Source organism: Staphylococcus lugdunensis, from assembly GCF_001558775.1.
Taxonomy (GTDB): Bacteria; Bacillota; Bacilli; order Staphylococcales; family Staphylococcaceae; genus Staphylococcus; species Staphylococcus lugdunensis.
This window is the reverse complement of sequence record NZ_CP014022.1, coordinates 2515115-2534124: the sequence shown is the minus strand read 5'-3', so window position 1 is coordinate 2534124 and position 19010 is coordinate 2515115. Positions and strand designations below refer to the sequence as shown.

21 protein-coding genes are annotated in these 19010 nt (G+C 32.0%); 5 read left to right on the top strand and 16 right to left on the bottom strand.

Features of this window, described 5'->3' with window-relative positions; translation table 11 throughout:
- Nucleotides 1-34 precede the first annotated feature (34 nt).
- From AL499_RS11910 to mutY, 3 genes are all read right to left on the bottom strand, one after another.
- Complete coding sequence (locus AL499_RS11910) at nucleotides 35-1771, bottom strand: ABC transporter ATP-binding protein (RefSeq protein WP_002492716.1); 1737 nt, start codon at nucleotides 1769-1771, stop codon at nucleotides 35-37.
- A gap of 258 nt (nucleotides 1772-2029) precedes the next feature.
- Nucleotides 2030-2572: a nucleoside tri-diphosphate phosphatase gene (gene ntdP, locus AL499_RS11905; protein ID WP_002461312.1), complete on the bottom strand. Its 543-nt coding sequence runs from the start codon at nucleotides 2570-2572 to the stop codon at nucleotides 2030-2032.
- Nucleotides 2573-2669: 97 nt separating this feature from the next.
- Nucleotides 2670-3725, bottom strand: a complete 1056-nt coding sequence (gene mutY, locus AL499_RS11900; protein WP_002477969.1) for an A/G-specific adenine glycosylase — start codon at nucleotides 3723-3725, stop codon at nucleotides 2670-2672.
- A 123-nt stretch (nucleotides 3726-3848) separates the two neighbouring features.
- On the opposite strand from mutY, the gene AL499_RS11895 reads away from it, so the two are divergent.
- A complete protein-coding gene (locus tag AL499_RS11895) occupies nucleotides 3849-4823 on the top strand; it encodes a metal-dependent hydrolase (protein WP_002492725.1) in 975 nt (324 codons plus the stop codon).
- 94 nt (nucleotides 4824-4917) lie between these two features.
- On the opposite strand, the gene AL499_RS11890 is transcribed toward AL499_RS11895, so the two are convergent.
- From AL499_RS11890 to AL499_RS12595, 7 genes are all read right to left on the bottom strand, one after another.
- Nucleotides 4918-5604, bottom strand: coding sequence for a teichoic acid translocation permease (locus tag AL499_RS11890; RefSeq protein ID WP_237283135.1), 687 nt, complete (start codon nucleotides 5602-5604; stop codon nucleotides 4918-4920).
- Between the two features lie 125 nt (nucleotides 5605-5729).
- Nucleotides 5730-7247: an ATP-binding cassette domain-containing protein gene (locus AL499_RS11885; protein WP_002461317.1), complete on the bottom strand. Its 1518-nt coding sequence runs from the start codon at nucleotides 7245-7247 to the stop codon at nucleotides 5730-5732.
- Nucleotides 7248-7260: 13 nt separating this feature from the next.
- Nucleotides 7261-7572: a YfhH family protein gene (locus AL499_RS11880; protein WP_002461319.1), complete on the bottom strand. Its 312-nt coding sequence runs from the start codon at nucleotides 7570-7572 to the stop codon at nucleotides 7261-7263.
- Entirely contained in the window at nucleotides 7565-8368 is an 804-nt protein-coding gene (gene recX, locus AL499_RS11875; protein WP_002492694.1) for a recombination regulator RecX, read from the bottom strand. The genes AL499_RS11880 and recX overlap by 8 nt, the downstream gene beginning before the upstream one ends.
- Nucleotides 8369-8630: 262 nt before the next feature.
- A complete protein-coding gene (gene sgtB / locus AL499_RS11870) occupies nucleotides 8631-9443 on the bottom strand; it encodes a monofunctional peptidoglycan glycosyltransferase SgtB (protein ID WP_002492731.1) in 813 nt (270 codons plus the stop codon).
- 239 nt (nucleotides 9444-9682) lie between these two features.
- A complete protein-coding gene (locus AL499_RS11865; RefSeq protein WP_002492741.1) occupies nucleotides 9683-10201 on the bottom strand; it encodes a type 1 glutamine amidotransferase domain-containing protein in 519 nt (172 codons plus the stop codon).
- Between the two features lie 159 nt (nucleotides 10202-10360).
- Nucleotides 10361-10522 carry an SE1561 family protein gene (locus AL499_RS12595; RefSeq protein ID WP_002461323.1) on the bottom strand — a complete coding sequence of 54 codons (162 nt, stop codon included), beginning with the start codon at nucleotides 10520-10522 and terminating at the stop codon, nucleotides 10361-10363.
- 139 nt (nucleotides 10523-10661) lie between these two features.
- Here AL499_RS12595 and yfkAB point away from each other — a divergent pair, with 139 nt between their 5' ends.
- Entirely contained in the window at nucleotides 10662-11804 is a 1143-nt protein-coding gene (gene yfkAB, locus AL499_RS11860) for a radical SAM/CxCxxxxC motif protein YfkAB (RefSeq protein WP_002492738.1), read from the top strand.
- Between the two features lie 320 nt (nucleotides 11805-12124).
- Here the strand turns inward: yfkAB and AL499_RS11855 are convergent, their stop codons facing one another.
- From AL499_RS11855 to AL499_RS11845, 3 genes are all read right to left on the bottom strand, one after another.
- Nucleotides 12125-12652 (bottom strand): acyl-CoA thioesterase, encoded by a 528-nt coding sequence (locus AL499_RS11855; protein WP_002461325.1) that lies wholly within the window; start codon nucleotides 12650-12652, stop codon nucleotides 12125-12127.
- A 33-nt stretch (nucleotides 12653-12685) separates the two neighbouring features.
- On the bottom strand, nucleotides 12686-13867 hold the full coding sequence (locus AL499_RS11850) for an aminopeptidase (protein WP_207754594.1): 1182 nt from the start codon (nucleotides 13865-13867) through the stop codon (nucleotides 12686-12688).
- Between the two features lie 69 nt (nucleotides 13868-13936).
- Entirely contained in the window at nucleotides 13937-14122 is a 186-nt protein-coding gene (locus AL499_RS11845; RefSeq protein ID WP_002492715.1) for a DUF1128 domain-containing protein, read from the bottom strand.
- A gap of 163 nt (nucleotides 14123-14285) precedes the next feature.
- On the opposite strand from AL499_RS11845, the gene AL499_RS11840 reads away from it, so the two are divergent.
- The 3 genes from AL499_RS11840 to AL499_RS11830 all read left to right on the top strand — a co-directional run bounded on the left by AL499_RS11840 (nucleotide 14286) and on the right by AL499_RS11830 (nucleotide 16473).
- Complete coding sequence (locus tag AL499_RS11840; RefSeq protein WP_002492719.1) at nucleotides 14286-14750, top strand: low molecular weight protein-tyrosine-phosphatase; 465 nt, start codon at nucleotides 14286-14288, stop codon at nucleotides 14748-14750.
- A gap of 6 nt (nucleotides 14751-14756) precedes the next feature.
- Nucleotides 14757-15041 carry a YtxH domain-containing protein gene (locus AL499_RS11835; RefSeq protein WP_002461330.1) on the top strand — a complete coding sequence of 95 codons (285 nt, stop codon included), beginning with the start codon at nucleotides 14757-14759 and terminating at the stop codon, nucleotides 15039-15041.
- A gap of 202 nt (nucleotides 15042-15243) precedes the next feature.
- Nucleotides 15244-16473, top strand: coding sequence for a YihY/virulence factor BrkB family protein (locus tag AL499_RS11830; protein ID WP_002492699.1), 1230 nt, complete (start codon nucleotides 15244-15246; stop codon nucleotides 16471-16473).
- A gap of 172 nt (nucleotides 16474-16645) precedes the next feature.
- Here AL499_RS11830 and vraR read toward each other — a convergent pair whose 3' ends face one another.
- The 3 genes from vraR to vraT are packed head-to-tail and all read right to left on the bottom strand — an operon-like array spanning nucleotide 16646 to nucleotide 19006.
- Nucleotides 16646-17275, bottom strand: coding sequence for a response regulator transcription factor VraR (vraR, locus tag AL499_RS11825; protein ID WP_002461333.1), 630 nt, complete (start codon nucleotides 17273-17275; stop codon nucleotides 16646-16648).
- Entirely contained in the window at nucleotides 17265-18308 is a 1044-nt protein-coding gene (vraS, locus tag AL499_RS11820; protein ID WP_002461334.1) for a sensor histidine kinase VraS, read from the bottom strand. The genes vraR and vraS overlap by 11 nt, the downstream gene beginning before the upstream one ends.
- Entirely contained in the window at nucleotides 18305-19006 is a 702-nt protein-coding gene (gene vraT, locus AL499_RS11815) for a cell wall-active antibiotics response protein VraT (RefSeq protein WP_002461335.1), read from the bottom strand. Before vraT ends, vraS begins: the two co-directional genes overlap by 4 nt.
- Nucleotides 19007-19010 lie beyond the last annotated feature (4 nt).

Sequence of the window (19010 nt, the reverse complement as noted above, 5' to 3'; positions counted from 1 at the left end):
CCATTTTTATTATCAACACATTATTCTTTAATTTTTACAGATCTTGAATGCTATATAAATGTTCATATGCACCTTGTCTTGCTATTAATTCTTGATGCGTACCAGTTTCTATAATTTCACCATTTTGTAATACAACGATTTTATCGGCATGTGTAATCGTTGATAAACGATGTGCCACGATCAATGTTGTACGATCTTTACTTAAAACATCAAGTGCGTCTTGTATAATAGCCTCGCTTTCAAGATCCAGTGCGCTCGTTGCTTCATCTAAGATTAATATTGGTGGATTATTTAAAAATATGCGTGCAATTGATAAGCGTTGCTTTTGCCCGCCGGATAGTTTAACACCGCGCTCACCAACCTCAGTGTCATATCCTTGTGGTAATTTAGAAATGAAATCATGTGCATTAGCCATTTTTGCAGCTTCAATAATTTCTGCTTCAGTAGCATCTGGACGCCCTAATAATATATTTTCACGTACTGAATCGGAAAATAGTATATTATCTTGCTGTACTAAACCAATTTGATTTCTTAAACTTCCCGTCAAAAAGTCCTTAACATTATGCCCATCTATAGTGATTTCGCCACCAGTGACATCATAAAATCTGGGAATTAAATTAATTAATGTAGATTTACCACCACCACTCATACCAACAAAGGCAACTGTTTCTCCGCGGTTAATGGACAAATTAATATCTTTTAATACCAAAGATTCATTGTCATTATATTTAAAACTTACATTTCTTAAATCAATATGCCCCTGTTTAATTTCAATTGGCTGAGCACCTCGGCCATTTTTAATATCATAATCTTCATCTATAAGTTGAAACACTCGGTCCATTGAAGCAAAACTTTGAGTTAGCGTGGTAAATGATGATACCAAACGACGTAAAGGTCCAAATAATTGTTCTAAGTAACCAACAAACGCTGCTAGTGTTCCTACTGTAATTGAACCATTAATAACTAGATAGGAACCTACACCAATCACTATGATAGGTCCCAAATCTGTGACGGTATTAATCGCTGCAAAAGAATAAGCATTCCATGACGTGTGTTTGAACGCTTTTTGTAAAAAATGAGTATTCTTTTTGTCAAAATTTTTCGCCTCATTATCTTCAATTGCAAAACTTTTTATCACTGACATGCCTTGTACACGTTCATGTAGAAAGCCTTGTACTTCTGCAAGCGCTTGTGATCGTACACGTGTTAAAGAACGCAATTTACCGAAGAAAAAGTAAACTGTCAAAATATAGAACGGAAATATCAAAATGGCTGCTAATGTTAATTTAACATCTAAAAAGAACATAATTGATAACGCAATAATAATCGTAATACAATCTAACCAAATATTCATTAGTCCTGTTAAAATAAAATCCTTGGTTTGTTCTACATCATTAATAACCCTTGAAATAACTTGACCCACTTGATTATTTGCATAAAATCGTGCGCTTAATGCCTGTAAATGATTGTATAATTGTTTTCTAATGTCATATAGAATCTTATTACTGGTCCACTGTGCTAAATATTGTCTTAAATATTCAATAGGTGGTCGCATAATAAGAAAAATAAAGAGTGCTATACCAATGGCAACACTTAGATGCATAACCTTTTGATGTGCTGTTAATGAATGATTATTAATCACACCATCAATCGCATATTTGATTAACAGCGGTATTAACATTGGTATACCAAATTTTATTATTCCAATGACAATCGTTGCAAATATACGATATTTATATGGCTTAACAAAATTTAAATATCGTCTAATCATAAGAATAACCCCCAACTTCCTTATGTACCTAACTTGCCTTTACCCTAACGCTAAAATTGGCATGAAATACAACAGAGGTTGATATGGCATCGCAAGATAAAAAATCAAGCTTTGCATTCAACCTCTGGCATGCATTATAATACACTTCATTGTGCTGTTTAAAACTTAAATGTTAATTTATTATTGAAGGCTTGAAAGTATTAAGCTTTTGTCATTGAATACTATAACCAATTTATTTTGGAATTACACATAATTTGCTTAATAATCTCGTACCTTTTTATAGCGTTGCTTCCAAACTTTTATAAAATCAGGTGCAAATGGCCCTTTCTTTTGCTCTATCCATTGCTGTAATATATCAACATTTCGGCGCAAAATCATATCGATATCATGTGGATAATTCATTTGATTCATATGTTGTTCATATTCATCTTCATCTAATAAATGATATTTCCCATTAGGATAAACTTTAATATCTAGATCATAATCGATATATTTAAGTGCTTCTTCATCACAAACAAAAGGTGATGATAAATTACAATAATAATAGATTCCATCCTCTCTAAACATACAAATAACATTGAACCAATATTCTGAATGGAAGTAAACAATAGCTGGTTCTCTCGTTATCCAAGTTCGACCATCACTTTCAGTAACGAGCGTGTGATCATTACCTCCAATAATGACATGGTCGGTTCCCTTGAGGATTGTCGTTTCTGACCAAACGCGATGAATATTGCCATCGTGTTTATAGCTTTGTATTTTTATTGTTTCTCCTTCTTTAGGTATGGATTCTTTAACCATACTCCACACCACCTTTTCATATTTTGCACTTTTGATTATATCATATTTTAAAAATTTAACTTAAGCTTTAACTGTCTTTTTTCAGCTATTCGTACTATTAAGTTTCTCCAATTATAAAGTCATAAATCTTTGACATTGATACTGGAAATGTATAATCATCACGGTTAGATAAATCTAACCACGTCATATATTTTGGAAGCTGAACCGCCGTTAAATTAACATCATGAACTACACTATAAACCTGTATATTCCATGTTAAATGTGTAAACTGATGTTTTAGTTGATAAATAGGCTCGCCTGTAGCGGTGATAGACATACCAAGACGATTTGTTAGTTCTTGTTCCGCGTTATCAGCGTCAACCATTGGAAATTGCCACATACCGTTAAGTAGCTTCTCTTGACGTTTTTCTATAAGATAGTCTCCATGCTGATTACGAATTAAAAATACTTTTAGATTTATTATTTTCTTTTTTTTATTTTTGCTTTTTACTGGTAGATCTTGAATCGTACCTTGCTCAAAAGCTTCACAATGTGATTGTATAGGACAAAATAAGCATAATGGATTTTTAGGCGTACAAATAAGTGCACCCAGTTCCATCATTGCCTGATTAAATGTACCAGCATGCTCTTGTACATATGGTTCTAATTGGTTTTCATATGCTTTTCTAGTAGATTGTAGTTTAATATCACTATAATCATTATTAATTCTTGACCACACTCTAAAAACATTACCATCAACCGTAGGCAATGGATGATTAAAAGCGATACTCATCACTGCAGCTTTAGTATAAGGACCTACACCTTTCAACTTTTCAAAATGTTCAGGTTGGGATGGCACAATCCCTCGATACACTTGATGGACTTCTTTTATTGCAGAATGGAAATTTCGTGCTCGACTATAATAACCTAGCCCCTCCCAATATTTTAAAACTTCGTCTTCATGCGCATCACTTAATTCTTTAATTGTTGGAAAGCGTTGTATAAAGCGATGATAATAATCTATTACTGTTTTCACTTGTGTTTGCTGTAACATAACTTCGCTCAACCAAATATAATATGGATCTGCAGTTTCTCTCCAAGGCAGTTCGCGTTGATTTTTATTAAACCAATCCTCTAAATGACGCTTAAATGTTCTTTCTCTATACAATGACATATACTCCTCTTGCATATTTTTTATTGCTCTACTCATTTAAATTAACTATAATGTAACTTCATTTCGTTATTCCAATTTTTAGATTATAATAAAATATAAATACCAAAGAAAAGAGTGAATGATATGGATACTGCCACACATATAGCTATCGGTGTAGGTTTGACTGCATTAGCTACACAAGATCCAGCAATGGCAGACACGTTTGCCGCTACTGCCACTACGATTATAGCCGGATCTTTAATACCAGATAGTGACACGGTGTTAAAGCTTAAAAGTAATTCCGCCTACATAACACATCATAGAGGCATCACACATTCTATCCCTTTTACAATTTTATGGCCAATCCTTATAACATTTATCATATTTGTTATCTTCAAACAAACAAATCCACTGCATGTATGGATGTGGGCACAATTAGCTGTCTTTTTACATGTCTCTGTAGATATATTTAACTCTTACGGTACACAAGCGTTACGCCCTATTACCAACAAATGGATACAATTAGGTGTTATCAACACATTCGACCCGATTATTTTCATCATTTTAGTTATAGGCATTATATTATGGATTATTGGAATACATCCTTATGCTATTTTTATTCCAATATTGTTCTTGTTAATTGGCTATTATATGATTCGTTTTAAAATGCAGTCAATCATCACTGAACAGGCTCTTAATCAAATTAGATCTAAACAGCACCCAGTAAAAATATTTGTTATTCCTACTTTAAAGTTTTTTGAATGGCGAGTAGCTATTCAAACAGAAACACATGATTATGTTGGGAGAGCTTATGGCAGAAATGTCGTATTTAGCGATAAAGTAGAGCGCCAACAATTCAAACCTGGAACTTTATTATGGCAAATAAAAGGCAATCCTGAAATACGTACATTTTTAAATTTTTCTTCGATTTATCGTTGGCAGATACGTCGCTTGGATGATGACACGACTGAGATACGACTCATTGATTTAAGATATTTAAATAATGACCACTACTCATTTGCTGCTATAGCGCATGTCAATAATCAACAGAAAATTGATTATTCTTATATCGGTTGGGTGTTTTCTGAAGAAAAATTACAGAAAAAACTATATTCATAATTTAAAAATGAAAGCCAATTGAAGTGTTAACTTTGTCACTATAGACGACACATCAAATTGGCTTTTTTATTATTTATGCGTTGCTAGCAAATGGTTAGTCTTTATTATTTTCATTATTAATCTTCGTCATGGGATAATGTTGATATTTTGTTTGTGCCATGTGACGGTGATACCAATAACTTAAAGTAAATATTAATACCAAAAATAATATAAAATAGATATGATATGGTAAATTACTTAAACTGGTAATTCCAAAAATAACGGATGTACTTACTCCATCAACTAAATAATATAGTGGGTTGAGCATTAGAATATGACCAAATATCGATAAAGTCGTTTTAGGTATGTATAAAATAGGAACCATAAAACAACTTAACAGTACACCTATCCAGTAGATCTTCATTACCAACTTTTGATACATAATACTTAATAAACCTAATAATTCAGCGATTAATATGATATTTAGACACCCTATTAACAAATAAAATATTAGTGCCCAAACTGATAATTCAATGTTCAAAGGTAAAAAAATGATTAAAATTAAGAATAGTAAAAATCCGACTAAAGTTCCCGCTAATCCATTCAATATTGTTGTCACAATAGGTGATAAACTAAATGATTTAGTAACCCAATAATCATTTTTATAATCCTTGAATGCTTTATATGTAGTATAAGTAAATACTATAAAATATAAGGCTGATGCTAATCTATAATACAATCGTATTCGAACAAGTTCTTCAATTGCCATCATTTTCATCCAACCTGCACTTGCTAGTATCATTATAATACCTGTAAGTAGCAAGAGCGCAAATCCTTTCCAACTTTCCAATAAACGTTTTATTGAATATTGGCAAAGTCGAGGAATATTTTTAATATAAATTATCCAATTATCTATCATTTTTTCACCTACAATTCAATAAATATCCATTTATTTTCTTTCATATCTGCAATTAAATAGCCACCATACGTCTTTGTTATCCAAATGTCTTTTGAAATATTAAATTCTTTCTTTAACTCATCTTTTTTAACTATTGGGAAGACAAATCCTTTAAGTTTATCGGTATCATTAAATAGCATTTCAATGGGTTGTTCAGTTATATCTACTACAAATCGATTTTCTTTGTCAGGAACTAAAGTTTTCTTCACTGTTTTATGTGATTTGTTTAAATGGCTATTGAAATAATCAACAAAATTGCCATAATTTGATTTCATGTATTTTGACATGGTTGTAAATTTATGTTCCTCATATAATGCAGCAGGATTAAAATATTCTAATTTATTTTTAGCCACATAATAATTCTTGTTATCAACTTTTACCCGATAATTTTTCGAATTTTCTCCAATAATTGTTAATAAGCTATATTTAGGTGCTGTTAATTCATTATTACCATGCAAATGAATTTTCCCATTCAGTGCTAATCCATATGCCAGCTTTTCTTCATATGGATCCACATTTTGGTTTTGAATTTTTGACTGACTAAGATTATTTGATAGTTGAATATTGCCAGTATTAGTAAATATTAATGCAAACATAACTACCATTCCCAATACTAAGCTTATAAGTATTGTCCAAAACTTCACTATGTATACTGGTGCTTGTGCATGTTTATAACGTTCAACACGTTTAAAATTGTAGGTCATTTCTGGAATTTGTGCTCGACTTTTTTTCCAATCGATATCAAAGTTTTCTATAGCTACTTCATCCTCTAATGATAGTCGATCACGTTCATGTTCCCGAAATTTAGGAATAACTTGATTAATTGAGCCTTCCATTCGCAGTTGTCCATGTGATATCCATGCAACATAATTACTAACCTGAATCACTTTATCAATGTCATCATCAATAATAATCATTGTTAAGTTATTATCAACATAGTCATTTGATAATTCTACAGCTTTTGGTAAATATGTTTCCGGTATATTCTCAATAATATGATTTAGAATAATGATTTCTGCTGCTGAAGCTCTAGCAATACTAACGATAAGTTGTGCATATTCAGCATGGGTTAATGTAAATACAGGTTGCTGCTGCTTTGTATCAAGGTGCGCATACTTTATAATTTGTGATACTTTATGGTCGCTTACCTCATAGGGGAAAAGTTTTACAATTGTATTAACATAATTAAAAACTGTTGCTTGTATTAAATGCTTATCTTTGATATCTCCAAAATAAAGCGTACCTGAACATATTACTTTTCCTTTGTCTGGTTTAACATCTCCAGCTAATATTCTTCCTATAAGCGATTTAGAAGATCCTGGCTCACCTATAATTGCTAGTGATTCGCCTTGATATAAATGCAACGAAATTTTATTTAAATTAATATCATTGGCTTCATATTGATATGGGTTAAACCAACGCTTTGCTTTTTTATTTCTAAAATAATGTGTAATATTAAGCATCTTCAATACAATTGAACTACTCATTTAATTCATCCTTCTATAATTTTAATAAGGCTAACGGCAAACCTTCTTCCGATTCAGCACTATTGATTCGAAATCCCCATGCAAATACACCTTTTAGCCGTTCAACTTTAAAAAACATACCACTACCATCATTTAATGGGTAAATTTTACCAATTTCTATTTTAGTGGAATCAATAAGATAACTCTCTGCGATAATCACTTTTGTTTGATACACATCGTATTCATTCATGATGCCGTTCATTTCAGCTTTTCGCATTTTTTCTTTATATAGTTGTATTTCATGTCTTAATTCTTGTTCTGACATTTCACTCATTTGTTTATTCATCAGAAATACCGCTTTCTTCTAAAGTTACTTTGATTTTATCATAATTATAACCTTTTCTCATAAGGGCTTCTATGGTTTTCATGACAAGCTGTTGTCCGTTGTAATTTTTTTGTTTTTTATTATAAACTTTTTCTAAATCTCGTTGCAATAATGCAGCTTCCAGACTTTCATCTTGTTGAAAATCTAATTCTTGCAATACTTGCTTAATCGTTTCAATTGTATAACCTTTTTGTATTAGTGCTTGAGACACTTTCTGTTTAACTTTTGCTATAGGACCTTTTTTACTTTTCATCAATTTGTGTCCTACTTTTAAAATATCTTCAAAGGGTTGTTCTACCTCATAGCGCTGCGTAAAACGTTCTATAATCTCCTCTTCAATTCCAACTTGATATAGCTTTTGTTTAAATACTTCTGGCCCCTTATCAGTTGTCCGAATCATCGTATTTTTTAAACTTTCCGCATAATCTTCATGATTAATAAACTTTTCTTTGTAGCAATAATCAATGATTTGATCTATAGCAGTTTCATTGATATCACTTTTAACTAGCTGCTGTCTCACTTCTTTTTCAGTACGTTTTTTAAATGATAAATAGTGCAGTGCAATATGAATTCCAAAGCGATAATGATCGTATTTTTGTATGTCTTCCATTTGTTTAGCATCAATCATTTGATTTTTTTTAAGATTAAATTTAACAAGTGTATCCATATCAATGCCCATTTCAAATACACCATCTAAATATAAATTGAACCGCTCTTTATTCTTCCTCTGCACTTCAATTTTAGTAACTTTTGACATTGTATCCCTCCAAATGACTAATTTAACTATTCGCATATTCTAACATCTATATTTTATTACACAGAACAAGTTTATGTAACTATAATCTCTTAAAATCTTTGCTTACTCATCATTAATGCTGAACCATGCTGGACATCATCCACAAACAAAAGCACAAAGATGATTTTTAATTTCAGATCATCTTTGTGCTTCTTTTATAATTAATGCTATATGGGCACTTCAATTTTAACCTGTTACGTTTTGTCCGAATCTGGCTTGTAACTTAATACTGATTTAGCTGTGTTAATGCTTCTTGATATTGATTGTTAGAAATAAAATCCTGTTGTTTCATTTTTTCAAGGTTTATTTTAACTCTGTTTTTAAAATTCGTAGACATATCATTAATATCATATACACTTGGTGCATTGACTTTACTTGCTAAAATAGCACTTTGTAATACTGTTATATGCGACAAATTGTTATTGTTTACGTTTGTAGTTACTCCAAAGTAATGATTAGCTGCGCCTTCTATTGTATATTGGTCGCTACCAAAATAAATATTATTCAAATAAAAACTTAGTATTTGATTCTTACTATATTGTTTTTCAACTTTATGAGCAACAAACAATTCTTTAATTTTACGTGTAAACGAGCGTTCATTATCGTAATAATAGTTTTTGACTGTTTGCTGCGTAATTGTGCTTCCACCTTGCACATCCCGTTCTCCAATCGTCGAGAATAAAGCTCTTACTGTACCTTTAATGTCAAAACCATGATGTTTATAGAAACGCTCATCTTCCATAGAAATAAATGCACCTCGAACATATTCTGGCATATGTTGCGCAGAGACAAAATTACTTTTCTTTTCTATCGACTGTAAATCATCTACATTTGCTCTAGAGGATAAGAAAAACATTAGTCCTAAAAATAAAATAATGATGATGATTAAGAAGATAAACAATCGTAAAAAAAGTCGTTTACTTTTTTTCTTTTTAGGTGGTTTGCCCACAGGTTGATAATACGTATTAAAATGTGGTTCATTTTGACGTTGATTATAATCCCTGGGGGCATTGGCATATTTTTCACTTCTTTTCATGCACTAGCTCCCTTTCTAAACTCACTTGTTACTGTGAGTTTACCAGTAGTTGGCAATATAAGCTATACTATTAGTGAAAAATCAGTCCCAAGGTGGAGCGTTCTTATCATTAAAAACAAAAAAAGCATTTAAATTAAAAGCCAAGTGAATGACTTCTAAATTTAAATGCAAATGAACAGTCAAATGTTCTGAAGACTTATACTTATATTTAAAATGCTGATTATCTTCAACTTACAAGCTTAATCTTCTAATAGTTTAACAATTTCTCTATTAAAATCGTCTAAGTCATCTGGTGTACGACTTGTAACAATATTTTGGTCAACGACTACAGATTCATCAACAACATTTGCGCCTGCATTTGACAAATCTTTACGCACATTTAAAACAGCTGTTACAGTTCGACCTTTTAAATCGTCAGTATCAATTAAAATCTGTGGTCCATGACAAATTGCGAATGCTGGAACATCATTTTTAGTAAAGTATTTTGCGAATGTACCATAACGGCCTTCTGTGTCACCACGTAAATAATCTGGTGAGAATCCTCCAGGAATTAATAACGCATCATAATCTTCTGGATTGGCATCTGCAATGCTCACATCCACTGTGATTTTTTCCCCATGTTTACCTACAACTTCACTATTCGCTGTATCACTAATAATAACAGTTTCAAATCCTGCATTTTCAATAGCTTCTTTAGGACTTGTTAGCTCTATATCCTCAAATTCATTGGTAACTATAATTGCTACTTTCTTAGTCATAAAATAAATCACCTTTCTATCTAAATTATTATATTTAGTATATAGACAAGTTGATTCATAATTAAACATCGTCATTTTGATTTAAAAGAACTTGATAATTCAAATCATTCACCTTTGTGATGCACTTGCAGTATAAACTTAAATCTACACATCTAACTTTTAATGCCCTACTTGTTTAACCTTTTCTTCTAATTGATCTAAGAGCCCAATCCATTCATCGATATCTCTTATACTTACGTCGTTTGGATCTACGTGATCAATATCATCAATGAATTTAGACAAACGTTTTTTAATTTGGTCAATGGTTTTTTGTTCATTCATTTGTCATGAAATCTCCTTTAAATTGTTTTAATAATGATATTATTATCCTAACAGAATTTGACAAAAAGCGATATAATCTTAATAATGTTTACTGTACTTTCAAGCACATAGTAAAGAATTCACTTTAGGAGTAATAGTCATGATAACAACAAATAAACAACCTATTTCAATCCAAAATGATCCCTGGGAAGCTTATAACGATATTGAATCATATGGCCACTTAGCGCTTAGTAATATTGAATTTACAACAACAAATCTATGCAATATGCGATGTAGCCATTGCGCTGTAGGTTATACATTACAAACGAAAGATCCAGAATCATTGCCGATGGATTTGATTTATCGCCGTTTAGATGAAATCCCTCATCTTCGCACTATGTCCATCACAGGCGGCGAACCTATGTTTTCTAAAAAATCAATTAAAAATGTAGTAAAGCCATTACTCAAATATGCATATGATCGTGGCATATATACTCAAATGAATTCAAATTTAACTTTGCCACAAGACCGTTACTTAGAAGTTGCCGAATACATTGATGTCATGCACATTTCTCACAACTGGGGAACAATTCAGGAATTTACAGATGTCGGCTTTGGTGCAATGGTAAAACAACCACCTTTAAAAGCAAAGTTAAAACTTTATGAGCAGATGCTTGACAATGCTCGTACACTGTCTGAACAAGGTATGTTTGTTTCGGCAGAGACAATGTTAAATCAAAGTACATTGCCGTATTTAAATAAAATACATAATGAAATCGTGACGGAAATGAAATGTCAACGTCATGAAGTTCATCCAATGTATCCTTCCGACTTTGCTAGTCAACTAAATGTGTTATCTTTAGCAGAAATGAAACAAGCTATCAATTATTTATTAGATATCCGTCATGATGATGTATGGATGTTATTTGGTACTTTGCCAATTTATCCTTGTATCAATGACGAAGATGATCAACTACTTCTCGACCGATTACGAAATGCTAAAAACGTAACTATGCGAAATGATCCTGATGGTCGAAGTCGTTTAAATGTCAATGTTTTTACTGGCAATGTCATCGTGACAGACTTTGGTGATGAAAATGGTACAATATCTAATATTAAAAATGATAAGTTAGTAGATGTCTTTGATAAATGGTTAGACAGTGAATTAGCAAAATCTTTAAATTGTCATTGTGAAGCTTTTAACTGTTTAGGGCCTAATGTTTTAGTGAAAAATATGTATTATCCAAATACTGATTTTAGAAAAAATGAAATTGCTATGCACAGTCAAAATATTTATAGCTAAAATATACAAAAGCCTGGAATAACTTTTGTGGAAAAATTAGGGGGCGGGTCAGAATTCATGATGAATTCGTAGTCCCGCCCCGGCAAGGTTGACTAGGATTGAATAAAGATTGGTATAAGCGTATTTTCAATCCAGTCAACTACTGCAAATACATATAGTTCATAGACCAAAACATACTTATATCTCAAACTCTTCTCTGTATGCAATACTTTCTACGATTGACTCGCCTACTTAGGAAACAACTTTAGCCATCCCAACTTGCTTTGAATGCCTTTGGTGTTTCAATTTTAATTTGATATATTGATGACCCAAACTGTTATTTACTCTTCAATATTTTGTACGTCAGATAAAAAGTTAATCGTTCTTTTACTTTCCTCTCGTCGATCTTTGCGACGTTTTACGCGTTGTGGTGCTGTTTCATGAAACCATTTTTCAACACGTGTTTCAGGATAGACTTGCGGCACTTTAATCGGCTTCCCATTGTCATCTAAGGCAACAAACGTAAGAAAACTTAACGCTGCTAAATGCCTTTCATTATGCAATACATCATCAATAATAATTTGCACACAAACCTCCATAGAACTGTGTCCAGCATAGGTTACCATTGCTTCGTATGAAGTAATATCACCCGTTTTAATTGGGCGTAAAAAGTCGACAGAATCTGTCGAAGCAGTGACTACTTGTGCATGACTGTGTTTCATTGCCGTTATAGCTGCTATTTCATCAATATTTGCCATCAATGATCCACCAAAAAGCGTATGTAAATGATTTGTGTCTTGCGGAAAGACTTGTTTTGAGTTAACGCTTTTTGATTCAGACATTGATTTTCTTTCTGGTTGTTCACTCATGCTAACAATCCCCTTTTGTATTTAATAAGTAGACTATGCCCAATTACCATTTTTAAAGACCAGCTCTTTACTACCGTCTTCTAAAATACCATAAATGGTTAAGTCAGAACTTCCGATCATAAAATCAACATGGACGTTAGAATCGTTTAAGCCATGCGCTATTTGTTCATCTGTAGACATTTCCGTACCACCCTTAAGATTAAATGCATACGCCGAACCAATCGCTAAATGACAAGAAGCATTCTCGTCAAATAATGTATTATAGAAAATCGTATTGCGATTAGAAATTGGAGAATCATCTGGAACTAATGCTACTTCCCCTAGTCGTTTTGATCCTTCATCGGTATTTATTAAGTCGCGGAGTACGTCCTCACCTTGTTCAGCTTTTATATCTACAATGACGCCTTCTTTAAATGTTAAAGTAAAGTTATCAATAATCGTACCATTATAGCTCAACGGTAATTTATTAGTAACATGGCCATTCACTCTATTACGATCAGGTGCTGTAAACACCTCTTCCGTAGGTATATTGGCTATAAAAGCTTGCCCATTACCATTCACATAGCTGGTAGCATCTTCCCAAATATGTCCATTTGGAAGCCCGACTTCTAGGTCTGTACCTTTAGAAATATAGTGTAACGCTTTGTATTGTTTACGCTGTAATTTATCTGCATGAACACTTAAATTTTTCACATGTTCCTGCCAATTTTTAATAGGATCATTGCCGTCTATGCGAACAATATCAAAGACTTCATCAATAAATTTGTTGTAGGCCTCTTCTATGCTTAAATCTGGATATACGCGATGCGCCCATGCTTTAGAAGGAAATGCTGCTACCACCCATGGAAATTGATTTTTTTGACTTGCTTCCATGTAACCTTTAAACGCTTTACTATATTCTATTTGGTTTGCTTTTAATTTGTCAGAGTCAATCCCATTTAACAAATCTGGGTCTCCCGAAAGTAAGGCTAGATTTGCTGCTCCGCGTTGTACATAATCCATTCTTTCGTCCACATCATAAGCTTTTAATTCTGTATTTTTAAAATAATCTACAGACTCATGCTCAAATTTAAGTCTGGTTAATGTTGGATCTGTGTATACAACTCGCACATCTGATGCACCTAATAAATATGCTTCTTCAACTATCAAATGTGTTAACTCTAACGCTTCAACTGATGAGCGAATAAAAACGGGTTGTTGTGGTTGAATATTCATACCAACTTTTACTATTAATTGGGCATATTGTCGTAATTTTTGTTGATAATTACTCACGTTGTATTCCTCCTAGTTATGACGTAAATTACCTAATTCATCTGCAATAGCTGTAACTTCGCTCGGTGAAAATGTGTCTTTCGACATTACAAAGCGATGCATATCTGCTATATCATCTTGATTTGCATTTTTAAATTTTTCAGGATTAATTAATGCAGGGTTCACTATATTGAGTTTATTTCTTATTTCTTCAATCATAACCTCATTTGGCTTCGACACTTCACTCACCTCTTTATGATTAATATTCTTTTAAAATATCACATTTTCAAAAACTTTTATAGGAATTAGCCAATTTATACTTTTTTATTGTTTCAATTACCGATAAAATGGGCATATAGAGAATATGCTTGGAGGAATTCAAATGATAGAGGTAGCATTTGTATGTCTCGGAAATATTTGTCGGTCACCTATGGCTGAAGCAATCATGAGACAACGGTTAAAAGATAGAGACATATCTGGTATCACAGTTCATTCTAGAGGTACTGGAAAATGGAATCTTGGTGAGCCCCCACATAAAGGGACACAAAAGATTTTGACACAACATCATATTCCATTTGATGGTATGATTAGTGAATTATTTGAACCTCATGATGACTTTGATTATATTATTGCGATGGATCAGAGTAATGTTGATAATATTAAACAAATCAACCCAAATATCAAAGGACAATTGTTCAAACTATTAGATTTTAGTAACATGAAAGAGACAGATGTACCTGATCCATATTATACAAATAATTTCGAAGGCGTGTATGACATGGTACAATCATCTTGTGATAATTTAATTAACTACATCATTAAAGATGCAAACTTGAAAGAGAGGTAATTCCTAATGGAAAACAAATTTATTCCTGGTATTTTAATTGGCGCTATCGTTGGTGGTGCTGCAACACTAGCTGACAAATCAACACGTCAATCATTAGCTCAATCAATCAAAGATTTAAAAGAAGGTAATCGTTCACGCAAACCTTCTAAGTTTAATACTATTAAAGATGAAATATTATATTGGAAAGACACAATTGATGAGATTCGTCGTAATAATCCTGAATTAGAAAAATCAATTATGGATGCTAAAGATACCCTTGTAGATCGCAAAAATAAACGTCTTGGTAAGTAATAATTGGCTTTCTATGTGACTGATGTGTTTTAACTTGATGATAGAATTTGCATGGTCACATTAGACAACTACAATGAAATTTGTGCCATATATCTTACACTAATTGAAGACTTAAAGGGGCGGGAAATCAAAGTCGAGATGACTTTTGTCCCGCTCTCTTATTTATAATTATAATTAACGTCTTTACAAAAAGGAGTTTGTCATGGCAAAAAAAGAGAAATCGAGTTCAAACTATCTTAATTCGATTAAAGAGATGCAAGATAAGCATGAACATAAAATCGATAAAATTAATGTTGATCGTACATACGTAGAACCACAAGAATTCCAATCGAAAGACCCTAAAAAAAGCAATCAAGTATTATTTGTTTCAAGACTTAATAAACCTGCAAAATATACTAAAAAACCAAATTTTATTTCTTATCTTATCTATCGTATAGGTAAAGATGATGCTTCTGGCTTAGCAGCACAGATGACATATCATTTTGTATTGGCACTATTCCCAATGCTTATCTTTTTATTAACTTTACTACCATTATTTCAAATTGACCCTCAACAGGTTAAAGATATGGTTAGTCAAAATGCACCTGCAGAAACTGCAAGTGTCGTATCAAAAATTTTCAATGATATTACAAAAAATGCCAGTGGTAGTATTTTATCAGTAGGTTTAATATTGACAATTTGGTCAGCATCTAACGGAATGACCGCCATTATGAATTCATTTAATGTGGCTTATGATGTTGAAGATGGACGTAATCCAATTGTTCTTAAATTATTAAGTGTTGTCTTTACAGTTGTTATGGGTCTTGTATTAGCTGTAGCACTGACATTACCTACTTTTGGTACATTTATTAAAGACCATTTATTTGGAGCTATTGGCTTAGATAAGCAAGTAGCATGGATTTTTGATTTAATTCGCGTAATTTTACCTTTTATTATCATATTATTGCTGTTTATAACATTATATTCAGTAGCGCCAAATGTTAAAACAAAAATAAAATCTGTTTTCCCAGGGGCACTATTCACTTCAATTATTTGGTTATTAGGTTCATTTGGTTTCGGTTGGTATTTATCTAACTTTGGCAATTATTCAAAAACATACGGCAGCTTAGCAGGTATTATCATTTTGCTTCTTTGGTTATACATCACATGCTTTATCATCATCATTGGCGCAGAAATCAATGCTATTATTCATCAGCGTCATGTAATTAAAGGTAAAACACCTGAAGAAGCTGCATTGGAACATGACGATAACAATCAGAATCATTATAATGAAAATACGACTTACGAATACAATGACGAGACTTCAACAGCCAAAGAAACAAATTATGAAGTAGATAAAAATGCTGAAGCGTTAGAAGATGAAGATAAGGAATCGATTAAAGATGTTATTATCGATAAATTTACTTCTAATGATAAAAATTCAAAAAATTAATTATTTCATTTAACGTAAGCTATTTAGCTAGTAATCTAAAGAAGCCGAATTATGTTGTTAAAAGCATAATTCGGCTTCTTTAATTGACGCTATTGTAATTCTATATCTCTATGTTTATCAATATTTAGAAATATCGAATATATCATCTAACTTTGCCTATCGTTTTCACTGCTTATTGAATAAGATTATGCTGAAATGCATAGATTACTGCTTGTGTACGGTCTTGTACTTCTAATTTGCTTAAAATATTACTCACATGTGTTTTAACTGTTTTAATAGTAATGTGTGATGCGCTTGCGATTTCTTGATTAGAATATCCTTTAGCAATTAACAGTAAAATTTCCATTTCTCGTTCTGTTAACATTTCATATAGCTCTGCACGTTTTTTCATTCTATTTCGCATTTTTACCAGAACTTCCGGTTCAAATACAGATTCTCCATGATATGTTTTGCGCACTGCTTCAGCGATATCTTTAGCGCTTGTTGTTTTTAAAATATAGCTGTCAACACCAGCGTCTAACGCTCTATATACTTCTTTATCCTCAATAAAGCTAGTCAGCATTACAACTTTAATATGAGGCATCTCTTTCTTGATTTGTGTTGTCGCTTCGACGCCATCCATGTCTTCCATTAATAAATCCATCAAGATTAAATCTGGCTTTAATTCTTGTGCTTTAGCTATTGCCTCTTTACCAGAAGCACCTTCACCTACAACTTCAAGGTCTGGTTGAGTAGATAAATAACTAGAAATTCCTATTCTTACCATTTCATGGTCATCTACAAATAGTACTTTAATTGTCATGTGAATCCTCCTTGTTTAACGGTGCTTTAACCTCTATTCTTGTTCCAGAATCAGGCAATGATACAATATGAAATGTTGCACCTATTTCTAACGCACGTTCGCGCATATTTTTCAAGCCATAACTTTGTTCGACTTTATCATCAACATTAAATCCAATGCCATTATCTTGTATTCTTAATAATAAATAATCTGCTTTATTAAATAATTCTACAGTAACTTTAGTTCCTTTTGAATGTCTTAAAGTATTAGAGATGGCTTCTTGAGTAATTCTAAACAAATGATCTTCTAAACCTTTAGGCACTTTAAATTCTTCAATATCGTGAACCACTTTCATCGGTACTTTTTTCTGTAAATCGATGACTAAATCTTTAATACCTTCACCCAACGACTTGTCCTTTAAACCAATTGGTCTTAGATGTAATAAGAGTGCTCTCATTTCAAGTTGTGAATCTTGCACCATTTTTTCTAAAACTGGAATTTGTTGATCTAAAGGTGGTTCTAGCTCTGTTTCTTTAATTGCAGATAACATCATACTGGCTGCAAATAATTGCTGGCTCACTGAATCATGTAATTCTCGAGCTAGACGTTGACGTTCGTCTTCAATTATTTTTTTCACTTTTACATCATTTAAATTATAATTTTCATTTGTTAAGTTTTGTGTTTTCATTCTTAATCGGTGTAACTCTTGATTTAAGGGAACTAATGTATGATATAAATCAATTGTTTCATTATACAATTCTATATTTTGATCATTTATACCAACTGTTTCCCCTTCTATTGCATGCTCTACTTGTGTTTTGATCCAATCATTTTGTTGATTGATTTTAAAAGCTAATATAGAGCCCACAATAATACATAATAAAATAATAACCAAATTTAAGAAAAGGAATACTGGTATTCCAAATATTTGTGTATAAAACATGCCTTGAAAGTAAATGATATTAACGAATACTTTATCAATAAACAGAAAAGCAATCATTAAGCTATACACTAGTATCAACATTGAGCCGATTGCTCGAATATAGTGGTTCATCGATAAATCACCTCAACGTCACCAATAAAAGTTGAAACATATATATTTACATTATAGTTCTCTTCTTTTAGTTTTTCTTCAATTTGGACGTGATTATTTTCTACTTTATAAGATTGTTGATTCATATAGGCATTACCGTAAAACGCTGTCATGTGTAAATTGACATTATAGTTCAGTGGAACAATCAGTTGTACTTTTCCTAATAAATGACGCACGACAATCGTATTATTTTCTTTAATATTGGCTGCTTTTGTCAAATCAATATGAACGTCGCCAACTCCATGTTGAATTTGTACATCTTCCCATTTATAAACATAAACAGGTGTACGTTGTTCACCAAACCATTTTTGTTTAATAAACTGTGGTGAAGTCACTTCTTGCTCTGAAGCAACAATTGATAATGGTTTAAATTTAAAAACTAAATACCGAATAATCAATATTACTAAGAAAATAAACAATATAATTATTGTATATTTATTAGATAATAAAGTAAACGCTATTAATAATGCTCCAATCCAAAATGCTAATAGCCCTCTTACTTTGTGAAAATAAAGGTAGCCTACATACACTAAAATACAGCCTAAAAGTAAAACGAAAAGAAAGCCAATTTTTTCGAAAAATATATAATAAAAATTGGCTATAATCATTAAAGCTGTAAAAATAATTAATAACTCGGTTGATATATATTTACGTGTCATGGTT